Below are 13,365 nucleotides of genomic sequence, written 5' to 3' on the forward strand. Positions count from 1 at the left end.
AGATTATTGAGATGAAAAGATCCGAAAAAATAGAGGTTATTGATCAATTAACCGAGCAGATCAATTCATACAGTCACTTTTACTTGGCCGATATAGCTGACCTGAATGCCGAAAAGTCAAGTGACTTAAGGCGGATGTGTCACAAGCGTGAAGTAAAACTGATTGTAGTTAAGAATACGCTGCTCCGTAAAGCTCTCGAGAATTCTGAAAAGGAAACCGAGTCACTTTATGACGTACTGAAAGGAAATACGTCCATTCTGTTTAGCAATACAGGCAATGTGCCCGCTAAGCTCATTAAAGAGTTCAGCAAGGCAAACAAAAAGCCCGTATTGAAAGGTGCTTATGTTGAAGAGTCAACATATATTGGTGCCGATCAGTTGGATGCATTAGTAAATATCAAATCGAAAGAAGAATTGCTTGCAGACGTTATTGCTCTGCTCCAGTCGCCGGCCAAGAATCTTATCTCGGCTCTTCAGTCTGGAGGATCAACTATCTCTGGTGTATTGAAAACATTGGAAGAGCGTAACGCCTAATTATTATTACAATTTAGAGTTAAAAAATTTAATCACTTAATATTTAAATCTCGAGGAAAATGGCAGATCTTAAAAAGCTTGCAGAAGAACTGGTAAATCTGACTGTAAAAGATGTTACTGAACTGGCTGAGATCCTGAAAGAAGAATATGGCATTGAGCCTGCAGCAGCTGCTGTAGCCGTTGCTGGTCCTGCTGCTGGTGGTGAAAGTGCCGCTGAAGAAGCTCAAACTGAGTTTGATGTTATTCTTAAAGCTGCCGGAGGTTCTAAACTGGCCGTAGTAAAACTGGTTAAGGAATTAGCTGGTGTTGGTCTGAAGGAAGCCAAAGAATTGGTTGACGGTGCACCGAAAGCCATCAAAGAAAAAGTCTCGAAAGAAGAAGCTGAATCGCTGAAATCTCAACTTGAAGAAGCTGGAGCTGAAGTTGAACTCAAATAAGACTTTGACCTATAGTTCTGAGGTTATATACGGTTTAGAATCCCGTAAAGGGATTCTAAGCCTTTTTATGTTTATATTTTAGGTTCCTTAATTTGGTCGCTAATGTCTTCAAATACTGTAAATCAAAGAATTAGTTTTGCATCTACCAAGAGTAGGTTCGAGTACCCCGACTTTCTGGAGGTGCAGATTAAATCTTTCAAAGAATTTTTCCAGTTGGGAACCTCTCCTGAAGAGCGGAAAAACGAAGGTTTGAATAGCGTTTTTCAGGAGAATTTCCCTATAACTGATACCCGAAATAATTTCGTCCTCGAATTCCTCGATTATCAGGTCGATCCGCCTCGATATTCGATTACCGAATGTATCGAGCGTGGGCTCACTTACAGTGTACCCTTAAAAGCCAAATTAAAGCTATACTGTACCGATCCCGAGCACGAAGATTTCGATACGGTTGTTCAGGATGTATATCTTGGCACCGTGCCATACATGACACCAAGTGGCTCATACGTGATTAACGGAGCTGAAAGGGTAGTTGTATCGCAGCTGCACCGTTCACCCGGCGTATTCTTCGGGCAGAGTGTACATGCTAATGGAACCAAACTTTACTCAGCTAGGATTATTCCTTTCAAAGGTTCCTGGATCGAGTTTGCAACCGACATCAACAATGTGATGTTTGCATACATCGACCGGAAGAAAAAATTACCAGTTACCACCCTTTTGCGTGCGATTGGATACGAGAGCGATAAGGAGATTCTCGAAATCTTTGGTCTCGCTGATGAAGTAAAGGTTTCGAAATCGGGATTAAAAAAGGTTGTTGGTCGTAAACTGGCTGCTCGTGTTCTGAAAACATGGGTAGAGGATTTTGTCGATGAAGATACCGGTGAGGTGGTATCCATTGAGCGTAACGAGGTAATCATCGATCGTGAAACGGTTATTCAACCAGAGCACGTCGAAGAAATCCTTGATTCGGGCGCGAAAACTATTCTTCTGCACAAAGAAGAACAGAATGTAGGTGATTATGCAATCATTTACAATACCTTGCAGAAAGACCCCTGTAACTCGGAGAAAGAAGCAGTACTGCACATCTACCGTCAGCTGCGTAACTCCGAACCGCCGGATGATGCTACTGCACGTGATGTAATCGAAAAATTGTTCTTCTCCGAAGTTCGTTATGACTTGGGTGAAGTAGGACGTTACCGTATCAATAAAAAGCTTGGGCTGAATATCGATATGGATACCCGCGTTCTTACCAAAGAGGACATTATCGAGATCATCAAGTACCTGATAAAACTTGTCAACTCCAAAACTGACGTCGACGATATCGACCACTTGTCGAACCGTCGTGTACGTACAGTTGGTGAACAGATGTACAACCAGTTTGGTGTAGGTCTGGCCCGTATGGCCCGTACCATTCGTGAGCGAATGAACGTACGTGACAACGAGGTGTTCACACCGGTTGACCTGATTAACTCGAAAACCCTTTCATCGGTTATCAACTCCTTCTTTGGTACCAATGCATTGTCGCAGTTCATGGATCAAACCAACCCATTGGCCGAAATGACGCACAAACGTCGTATGTCAGCTCTTGGTCCTGGTGGTCTGTCACGCGAACGCGCAGGTTTCGAGGTTCGTGACGTTCACTATACGCACTACGGTCGTCTGTGTCCGATCGAAACCCCGGAAGGTCCGAACATTGGTTTGATTTCTTCGCTTTGTGTATTTGCGAAGATTACCGATCTTGGATTTATTTCCACGCCGTACCGTACGGTGGAAACCGGAAAAGTAAGTTTGAGTAATGATGATGTTATTTACCTGACAGCCGAAGAGGAGGAAGGTAAAATCATCGCTCAGGCTAATGCACCGCTGACGGAAGAGGGTGAATTTGTGAACAACCGAATCAAATCGCGTCTCGATGCCGATTATCCGGTAGCTGGTCCTGAAGAGATCGCTTTGATGGACGTTGGTCCGAACCAGATTGCATCGATTGCTGCATCATTGATTACTTTCCTCGAGCATGATGATGCCAACCGTGCATTGATGGGATCGAACATGATGCGTCAGGCTGTACCGCTGTTACGCCCGGAAGCCCCGATTGTAGGAACCGGACTGGAAGGCTATGTTGTACGCGATGCACGTGTACAGATTGCTGCTGAAGGCGACGGCGTTATTGACTATGTTGACGCGAACAAGATTGTCGTTAAATATGATATGACCGATGATGAGCGATTTGTCAGCTTTAATTCGGATACCAAAACATATTATCTACAAAAATACCAGAAAACCAACCAGGGTACCTGTATTGACCTGACCCCGATGGTACGTAAAGGCCAACGGGTTATTAAAGGCGAGCTGATGACTCAGGGGTATGCCACCCAAAAAGGTGAGCTGGCACTGGGGCGCAACCTGAAAGTTGCCTTCATGCCCTGGCAGGGATATAACTATGAGGATGCTATCGTAATTTCTGAGCGGATTGTCCGTGAAGATATCTTCACATCGGTTCACATCGACGAGTATTCACTCGAAGTGCGTGATACAAAGCGTGGTGCTGAAGAATTCACTTCTGACATTCCGAACGTTAGTGAAGAAGCTACCCGCAACCTCGATGAAAATGGTTTGATTCGCATTGGAGCGAATGTGAAACCCGGCGATATCATGATCGGTAAGATTACTCCGAAAGGAGAATCGGATCCTTCTCCGGAAGAAAAACTGCTCCGCGCTATCTTCGGTGACAAAGCCGGTGATGTGAAAGATGCTTCGTTGAAAGCTTCTCCGTCACTTCGTGGTGTAGTTATCGATAAAAAGCTTTTCTCTCGTGCTATGAAAGAGAAAAAAGGCAAAATCACCAGTAAGCCTTTACTCGAGCAAATCGACCGTGAGTTTGAAGCAGAGATTGAAAAGCTGAACGAGATTCTTTATGATAAAATCTTCACGCTAGTGAATGGTAAAACATCACAGGGTGTGAAAGATTATTTCAGTACGGACATTATTCCGAAAGGAACCAAGTTTACCTTGAAGCAACTGCAGTCAATCGACTATCTGAACGTGAATCCGAACAAATGGACGACCGATAAGGATAAGAACGAAATGATTCGTGACCTTGTGAACAACTACATCATGAAGTACAAGGAAGCGGAAGCTGTTGCGCGTCGTAAACGTTACAACGTGACCATTGGTGACGAACTTCCTGCCGGAATCCTTCAGCTGGCCAAAGTATATATTGCTAAAAAGCGGAAACTGCAGATTGGTGATAAAATGGCGGGTCGTCACGGAAACAAGGGTATCGTATCGCGTATTGTACGTGATGAAGATATGCCGTTCCTGGCAGACGGATCTCCTGTTGATATTGTACTGAATCCGCTGGGTGTGCCGTCGCGTATGAACCTGGGACAGATTTACGAAACCGTTCTGGGATGGGCCGGTAAAGAACTGGGATTGACATTTGCCACTCCTATTTTTGACGGTGCATCGCTGGAGGAAATCGTGGATTACACCGATAAAGCAGGTGTACCACGTTTCGGTAAAACTGTTCTGCATGATGGTGAAACCGGTGAACCATTTGACCAGCCGGCAACTGTAGGTATTATCTACATGCTGAAACTGGGTCACATGGTTGAAGATAAGATGCACGCCCGTTCGATTGGTCCGTACTCACTCATTACGCAGCAGCCGCTCGGTGGTAAAGCACAGTTTGGTGGACAGCGTTTTGGAGAGATGGAGGTTTGGGCACTCGAAGCATTTGGTGCATCACACATCCTGCAGGAAATTCTGACGGTGAAATCCGACGACGTCATTGGAAGGGCAAAAGCCTACGAAGCCATTGTAAAAGGCGATCCAATGCCAAGTCCGGGTATCCCCGAATCGTTGAATGTATTGTTGCACGAACTCAGGGGACTCGGATTGAGCGTAAACCTCGAGTAGTAGAATATTAAGCTTTGGGAAAACCGGGTATGTTTACATGCCCGGTATACCCGAAGCACCATACTTCAGATATTGTATTCTTTACAAACTCTTTCGATAAATTATGGCATTCAGACGAGACAACAAGGTCAAAAGTAACTTCTCGAAAATTACCATCAGTTTGGCGTCTCCGGAAGAAATTCTGGAACGTTCACACGGGGAAGTACTGAAGCCAGAGACGATTAATTACCGCACCTATAAGCCCGAACGTGACGGTCTTTTCTGTGAAAGGATCTTTGGGCCTGTAAAAGACTATGAATGTCATTGCGGGAAATACAAACGCATCCGTTACCGCGGTATCGTTTGTGACCGATGTGGTGTAGAAGTAACAGAGAAGAAAGTACGTCGTGAGCGCATGGGACACATCTCACTGGTGGTTCCGGTAGCCCACATTTGGTATTTCAAATCACTTCCGAACAAAATCGGTTACCTGCTTGGTTTGCCAACCAAGAAACTCGATTCCATCATTTACTACGAGCGCTACGTGGTTATTAACCCAGGAGTCAAACGTAATGATGGTGTAAAATATCTTGATTTCCTTACGGAAGAAGAGTATCTCGATATCATAGAGACGCTGCCGAAGGAGAATCAAACACTGGATGATGATCATCCGGACAAATTCATCGCTGACATGGGCGCGGAAGGACTGTATCGTCTGCTCGAGCGTCTGAACCTGGATGAAATGTCGTACGATCTCCGTCACAAAGCCAACACCGAGACTTCGCAACAGCGGAAAAACGAGGCATTGAAACGCCTCCAGGTAGTTGAAGCTTTCCGTGCATCGAAAGGTCGTAACCGGCCGGAATGGATGATCGTGAAAGTTGTACCGGTAATTCCACCGGATTTGCGTCCGTTGGTACCGTTGGATGGTGGACGTTTTGCGACTTCCGACCTGAACGACTTGTATCGTAGGGTTATCATCCGGAACAACCGTTTGAAACGACTGATTGAAATCAAAGCCCCGGAAGTGATTCTCCGTAACGAGAAACGTATGCTTCAGGAAGCTGTTGATTCACTCTTCGATAATAGCCGTAAGTCCAACGCCGTGAAAACGGATAACAACCGTGCACTGAAATCACTCTCCGACTCGCTGAAAGGTAAGCAGGGACGTTTCCGTCAGAACCTTCTGGGTAAACGTGTCGACTATTCAGCCCGTTCGGTAATTGTGGTTGGACCAACTCTTCAAATCCACGAATGTGGTATTCCGAAGGATATGGCTGCTGAGCTTTACAAACCGTTCATTATTCGTAAACTGATTGAGCGGGGAATTGTAAAGACGGTTAAATCGGCGAAAAAAATTGTCGACCGGAAAGACCCGGTTATCTGGGATATTCTGGAGAACGTGATGAAAGGACACCCGGTTATGCTAAACCGTGCTCCTACGCTTCACCGTCTTTCTATCCAGTCATTTCAGCCGGTATTGGTCGAAGGTAAAGCTATCCGTCTGCACCCGTTAGTATGTACTGGTTTTAACGCCGACTTCGACGGTGACCAGATGGCTGTTCACCTTCCGTTGGGCAACGGCGCTATTCTGGAAGCCCAGTTGCTGATGTTATCGTCGCACAACTTGCTGAACCCGGCAAACGGAGCTCCTATTACCGTTCCGTCGCAGGATATGGTGTTGGGTCTGTACTACATGACCAAACCACGGAAAGGTGCTCGGGGTGAAGGTTTGACCTTCTATTCTCCCGAAGAGGCAATTATTGCTCACAACGAAGGAAAAGCAGAAATACACGCAATTGTCAACTGTAAAGTCTTTGATTTCGATGAGAACGGAGAATTGACGGAACAGATGATTGAAACCACCGTAGGTCGGATTATCTTTAATGAACTCGTACCGAAGGAAGCTGGTTACATTAACAAGTTATTGACTAAAAAGGCATTGCGTGAAATTATTTCGGCAATTCTGAAACGTACCAGCAACGCGGTTACTGCTCAGTTCCTCGATGACATCAAAAATACGGGTTACAAAATGGCATACCGTGGAGGTCTGTCATTCAACCTCGATGACGTTATCATCCCGGACGAAAAATCAGAGATGGTTGCCGAAGGTTACAGCGAAGTGGAAGAGGTGATGGCCAACTATAACATGGGATTCATTACCAACAACGAGCGCTATAACCAGGTAATTGATATCTGGACACACGTCAACGCTAAGTTGACGCAGAATGTAATGCAGACGTTGAGTACCGATAAGCAGGGATTCAACTCGATTTACATGATGCTTGACTCAGGGGCCCGTGGTTCGAAAGAACAGATTCGTCAGCTTTGCGGTATGCGTGGTTTGATGGCGAAACCTCAGAAGTCAGGTTCAACCGGAGCTCAAATTATTGAGAATCCGATTTTGGCCAACTTTAAAGAAGGACTTTCGGTACTCGAGTACTTTATCTCTACTCACGGTGCACGTAAAGGTTTGGCCGATACCGCACTGAAAACCGCCGATGCGGGTTATCTGACTCGTCGTCTGGTTGATGTTGCTCAGGACGTTATTATTACAGAAAGTGATTGTGGTACGTTGCGCGGATTGGTAGCCAGCGCTATCAAAAACAATGAAGAAATCGTTGCATCGTTGTATGAACGAATCTTAGGTCGTACCACTGTTCATGATATTTACCACCCGATGACCGGTGAATTAATTATCCGGTCGGGACAGGAAATCACCGAAGAACTCGGAAAAATTATCGACGAGTCACCCATCGAACGTGTTGAAATTCGTTCGGTACTGACCTGCGAATCTGAAGTTGGAGTTTGCGCCAAATGTTATGGCCGTAACCTGGCAACAGGTCGCATGGTTACAGCTGGTGAGTCGGTTGGTGTAATTGCTGCACAGTCTATTGGTGAGCCTGGTACTCAGCTGACACTGCGTACTTTCCACGTGGGAGGTATTGCTGGTAACGTTTCGTCACAATCTACTGTTGTGGCACGTTACAATGGTATTGCTCAATTCGAGGAACTCCGTTCAGTTGAATGGACTGACGATGCCGGTGATAATATGGATATCGTTGTCAGCCGTTTGGCCGAATTGAAGATTGTTGATAAGAATACAGGTATTCCATTGTCGACACATGCATTGCCTTACGGGTCTAAACTCTATGTGAAAGAGGGAGACGCCATCACTAAGGACAGCAAGCTTTGTGAATGGGACCCGTATAACGGTGTAATTATTACCGAATTTAAAGGTCGTGTTTCTTATCAGGATTTGATTGACGGGATAACCTATCGTGAAGAATCCGATGAACAGACCGGATATAAAGAAAAAGTAATCGTTGAAACCCGCGATAAAACCAAGAACCCAACGCTGCGTATTCTAGATGAGAACGGCGAGGTATTGCGCTCATACAACCTTCCGGTAGGAGGTCACTTGAGCGTTGATGAAGGTGCGACGGTGAATGCGGGTGATGTATTGATGAAAATTCCTCGTGCTTCAGGTAAAGCAGGCGATATCACTGGTGGTCTGCCGAGGGTAACCGAGCTGTTCGAGGCACGTAATCCTTCAAATCCGGCAGTTGTTTCCGAAATCGACGGTGAGGTTTCACTGGGTAAAATCAAGCGGGGTAACCGCGAGATTATCATCACATCTCGCTTAGGCGATGTGAAGAAATACCTGGTTCCGCTGTCTCGTCAGATTCTGGTTCAGGAGAATGACTATGTTCGTGCAGGTACGCCACTTTCCGATGGTGCTACTACGCCGGCCGACATTCTCAGGATTAAAGGTCCGACCGAGGTTCAGGAATACATTGTGAACGAAGTACAGGACGTATATCGTATGCAGGGTGTGAAGATCAACGATAAGCACTTTGAAGTAATCGTTCGTCAGATGATGCGCAAAGTTGATATCGATGATCCGGGAGATACCCGCTTCCTCGAAAAACAGATTGTCGACAAGAGCGAGTTTAACCAGGAAAACGACTGGATTTACGATAAGATGGTCGTAAACGATCCGGGTGATTCAGAAACGTTGCGTCCGGGACAGATTATTACTGCCCGTCGTCTTCGCGATGAAAACTCGCAACTGAAACGTCGCGATAAAAAGATTGTGGAAGCACGTCCGGCCGTACCCGCTACTTCGAACCAGGTACTTCAGGGAATTACCCGTGCAGCACTGCAAACCAAGTCGTGGATGTCAGCTGCATCGTTCCAGGAAACTACCAAGGTATTGAACGAAGCTGCTATTAACGGTAAGGTCGATTACCTCGAAGGTCTGAAGGAGAATGTCATCTGTGGACACCTCATTCCGGCTGGTACAGGTAAGCGCGAATACCGCAACATGGTGGTTGGTTCACGCGAAGAGTACGATCGTCTGGTAGACATCAAGGCATCCGAAAATGTAGATGCTGAATAAAGTGTATTACCATGAATGAAGACAAAAATCAACAACATCAGTTGAACATCGAATTGAGTGATGAAGTAGGTCAGGGAACATTTTCCAATCTGGCTATCATTACCCATTCACCAACCGAGTTCATTGTGGATTTTATACGTGTAATGCCGGGACTTCCGAAAGCTAAGGTGAAATCGCGGGTGATTCTCACTCCGGAACACGCCAAAAGGCTGATGAAAGCATTGCAGGATAATATCCAAAAGTATGAATCGCTTCATGGCCCCATCAAGAATATTGCTGAGGGACATGAATTGGGTATCCCTATGAATTTTGGCCCCAAGGGTGAGGCATAACTGATTGATTGATATAAAGTACCAAAAGGTCCTTCCAATTCGGAAGGGCCTTTTTTTGTTTAGAGCGAATTTAAATTTTGGCGCCGCTATTTAGTTTCATTTTGAACGTTATAATCACTAAAATTGGCCTTCGTGGGAAAACTTTTATATAAAAATGTAAATCATTAAATAGTTAGATTATGAGTGAGGAATATGCTCTGGCATTAAAGCTCCTTGGAGTAGGTATGATCACCGTTTTCCTGATTCTTCTACTTGTTGTTGTTTTCGGAAATGTGATTATCAGGTTAGTTAACAAATACTTTCCCGAAGCAGAAAAAGTCCTTCCAACTGACACAGGCAAAGGAATCAACCGGAAAAAACTGGCGGCTATTACCGCAGCAGTAAATATGGCGACCAGGGGCAAAGGAAAAATTACCAATATCGAGAAACTTTGACTTGACTGACACCCACGCCAGCCAGCCAAAAACCTTTAAAACAATAAATCAATTATGCCGATAAGGCAAAAAGTAACTGACTATGAAGCGTAAGATTAAATTTTCACTGTTGTATCGTGATATGTGGCAGTCGTCGGGGAAATATGTTCCCCGGGTTGACCAGTTGGTGAAGGTAGCTCCACATATTGTCAATATGGGATGTTTTGCACGGGTGGAAACCAACGGTGGTGGATTTGAGCAAATCAATCTCCTTTTTGGTGAAAATCCTAATAAGTCGGTCCGTGAGTGGACGCAACCTTTCAACGATGCAGGAATCCAAACCCATATGCTCGAGCGTGCCCTGAACGGCATTCGCATGAGCCCCGTCCCGGCTGATGTACGTCGTCTGATGTTCAAAGTGAAAAAGAAACAGGGAACCGACATTGCCCGTTCTTTTTGTGGTTTGAATGATCCGCGGAATATCAAGGATTCGATTAAATATGCCAAGGAAGGCGGAATGATAGCGCAGGCAGCCCTTTCGCTTACCTATTCAGAAGTTCATACCGTAGATTATTATGTGAATCTGGCGGAAGATTTGATCCAGGCAGGAGCCGATGAAATCTGTCTGAAGGACATGGCCGGAATTGGTCGCCCCGCATGGTTGGGGAAAATTACCGCTGGTATTAAAGATAAATATCCCGACATCGTGATAGAATACCACGGGCATACGACTCCGGGATTTACCATGGCTTCCATTTTGGAAGTAGCCCGCGCGGGTGCTGACATTATTGATGTAGGTATGGAACCACTTTCGTGGGGAACGGGACATGCCGACCTGCTTTCAGTTCATGAGATGCTGAAGGATGATGGCTTCGATGTGCCGGATATCAACATGGTTGAATATATGAAGGTCCGCAGCCTGACGCAGGAGTTCATGAACGATTTTCTGGGCTATTATATTACCCCGCGTAACCGCTATATTAACTCTTTGTTGATTGGTCCAGGTCTTCCCGGTGGTATGATGGGAAGTTTGATGGCCGACCTGGAAAATAACCTGGCCAGTCTGAATAAATGGAAAGCCAAAAGAAATCAGCCACAGCTTTCGCAGGACGACTTGCTTATCAAACTTTTCGATGAAGTAAAATACATCTGGCCAAAGTTGGGGTATCCGCCATTGGTAACACCATTTAGCCAGTATGTAAAGAATTTGGCTCTGATGAATGTAATGCAGATGGAGAAAGGCAAAGAGCGCTGGTCGATGATTGCTGACAACATCTGGGATATGCTTTTAGGATATTCAGGAAAACTGCCCGGAGAACTGGCACCTGAACTGGAGCAACTTGCCAAAGAAGCAGGTAAAGAATTTTATGCCGGACATCCGCAGGATCCGTATCCGGATGCGCTCGATTCTTTCCGTAAGGAAATGGATGAAAAAGGTTGGGATTACGGTCAGGATGACGAAGAGTTGCTTGAACTGGCTATGCATCCGGAACAATACCGGGCCTATAAATCAGGCGAAGCCAAGAAAGCTTTCAACGAAGATTTGGCTAAACGCAAAGCAGAGGGTAGCGGCGTGAATACGAAACCTGAGTCAGCGAAACCGGCAGCTGCTGCGCCAGTTGCATCAGCTGATTTTGCGCCAACTTCCATGAATATCAATGTCGATGGCGAAAATTTCAAGGTGACTGTTTCGTATGGTGACGAGCAACCAACCACTGGAACTCCTGCTGCACCTGCTTCAGCGAATACTCCACCAGCCGCCAAGCCTGTAGTTGATGGAAAAGTTCGTGAGATTCTGGCACCGCTGGAGGGTAAATTTTACCTGACCAAGGACTCATCAGAGACTGCAATTAAAGTGGGAGATACGATTGGTGCAGGTGACCTGATAGGTTATGTAGAGGCTATGAAAACATACAATGCCATTAAGGCCGACGTCGGCGGACAGGTTGTGGAACTTGTTCAAAACAGTGGCAGCGATGTAGAAGAGGATGATGTACTGGTCCGGATTAAGTAAGGCCTGAAACCTGATTAACATGGAAATTTTAAAAAGTCTGTATCGAATGACCGCATTCCAGGCGATCTTCGAGCATCCTTCCGTTTTGCTGATGTTGCTTATTGGCTCGGTGCTCTTATATCTTGGAATTCGGAAAAAATATGAACCCTTATTGCTCGTGCCCATTGCCTTCGGGATTATTCTGGCGAATCTTCCCGGTGGCCAGATGGGCGTTGTTCCCGGCGAAAGCATCGAGTTAGGGAAAGAGCATTTCATGAACTTGTTCGAGATTGCCCATAAGTTTGGCATCATGAACTTTCTGTACTATGCACTCATCAAAACCGGTTTGTTACCGCCATTGATTTTTATGGGAGTTGGCGCATTGACCGACTTTGGCCCGATGTTGCGGAACTTGCGGTTGGCATTTTTTGGTGCCGCAGCACAGATTGGTATTTTCACGGTGTTTCTGGCAGCTATTGCCTTGGGATTTACGCCGCGCGAGGCCGGTTCGCTGGGAATTATCGGAGGTGCCGATGGCCCGACAGCCATTTATACGACAATTAAATTAGCACCACATCTGCTGGGGCCGATTGCCATTGCGGCTTACTCATATATGTCGCTGGTCCCCGTCATTATCCCAATGGTTGTGAGAGGTCTGGTATCGAAGAATGAGTTGAAGATTAACATGAAGGAACAGGATAAGCTCTTTCCCCCAAAGCATAAGATCAAAAATCTGAAGCTGGTGAAGATTCTGTTTCCCATTTCAATGATCATCGTGATTGCCATTTTGGTACCTACAGCAACTCCGCTGTTGGGAATGTTGTTCTTCGGCAACCTGGTGAAGGAAATTGGAAGCACCGTGGGGCGGCTCACCGATGCGGCCACCACAACCATTATGAACTCGGCTACCATTTTTCTGGGCCTGACTGTAGGCGCAACCATGACAGCCAAAGTATTTTTGGAACCCAAAACGTTGGGAATTATCGTTGGCGGTTTTCTGGCATTCGCTATTTCCATCGCTGGAGGTATCGTGGCAGTGAAGGTGTACAATGTGTTCTCCAAAAAGAAAATCAATCCGCTGGTGGGAGCTACCGGGTTAAGCGCCGTTCCGATGGCATCGCGCGTGGCCAACGAAATTGCTTTGAAACATGATTCGGGTAATCACATTTTGCAATACTGCATGGCCAGTAATATTTCAGGAGTTATCGGTTCGGCCGTTGCTGCCGGTGTATTGATGACATTCCTGGCCTGATAATAGATACTAACCAAATTCTAAAGCCATTCTTCATTATTGAGGGGTGGCTTTTTTATGTCTACAAATGTTGAATTTCGAATTCACAGATTTTGGATTTTTTCAAAGA

The 13,365-nt window shown here is 45.7% G+C and carries 8 protein-coding genes; all 8 read left to right on the forward strand.

Annotated features, from left to right (window positions below; genetic code table 11):
* Nucleotides 1-11 precede the first annotated feature (11 nt).
* Nucleotides 12-533 carry a 50S ribosomal protein L10 gene (gene rplJ, locus T426_RS0107665; protein WP_025865192.1) on the forward strand — a complete coding sequence of 174 codons (522 nt, stop codon included), beginning with the start codon at nt 12-14 and terminating at the stop codon, nt 531-533.
* Between the two features lie 59 nt (nt 534-592).
* Nucleotides 593-970, forward strand: a complete 378-nt coding sequence (rplL, locus tag T426_RS0107670) for a 50S ribosomal protein L7/L12 (RefSeq protein WP_027585488.1) — start codon at nt 593-595, stop codon at nt 968-970.
* 102 nt (nt 971-1,072) lie between these two features.
* Nucleotides 1,073-4,885, forward strand: coding sequence for a DNA-directed RNA polymerase subunit beta (rpoB, locus tag T426_RS0107675; protein WP_025865193.1), 3,813 nt, complete (start codon nt 1,073-1,075; stop codon nt 4,883-4,885).
* Between the two features lie 103 nt (nt 4,886-4,988).
* Nucleotides 4,989-9,266, forward strand: coding sequence for a DNA-directed RNA polymerase subunit beta' (rpoC, locus tag T426_RS0107680; RefSeq protein ID WP_025865194.1), 4,278 nt, complete (start codon nt 4,989-4,991; stop codon nt 9,264-9,266).
* Between the two features lie 11 nt (nt 9,267-9,277).
* Nucleotides 9,278-9,598 (forward strand): DUF3467 domain-containing protein, encoded by a 321-nt coding sequence (locus tag T426_RS0107685; protein WP_025865195.1) that lies wholly within the window; start codon nt 9,278-9,280, stop codon nt 9,596-9,598.
* Between the two features lie 179 nt (nt 9,599-9,777).
* The gene (locus tag T426_RS0107690; RefSeq protein WP_025865196.1) at nt 9,778-10,032 is read left to right on the forward strand and encodes an OadG family transporter subunit; all 255 of its coding nucleotides are present in this window, start codon (nt 9,778-9,780) and stop codon (nt 10,030-10,032) included.
* Between the two features lie 82 nt (nt 10,033-10,114).
* Nucleotides 10,115-12,025, forward strand: a complete 1,911-nt coding sequence (locus T426_RS0107695; protein ID WP_025865197.1) for a biotin/lipoyl-containing protein — start codon at nt 10,115-10,117, stop codon at nt 12,023-12,025.
* Between the two features lie 19 nt (nt 12,026-12,044).
* A complete protein-coding gene (locus T426_RS0107700; RefSeq protein ID WP_025865198.1) occupies nt 12,045-13,256 on the forward strand; it encodes a sodium ion-translocating decarboxylase subunit beta in 1,212 nt (403 codons plus the stop codon).
* Nucleotides 13,257-13,365: the final 109 nt, after the last annotated feature.

This window comes from Prolixibacter bellariivorans ATCC BAA-1284, from assembly GCF_000621705.1.
Classification (GTDB): Bacteria; Bacteroidota; Bacteroidia; order Bacteroidales; family Prolixibacteraceae; genus Prolixibacter; species Prolixibacter bellariivorans.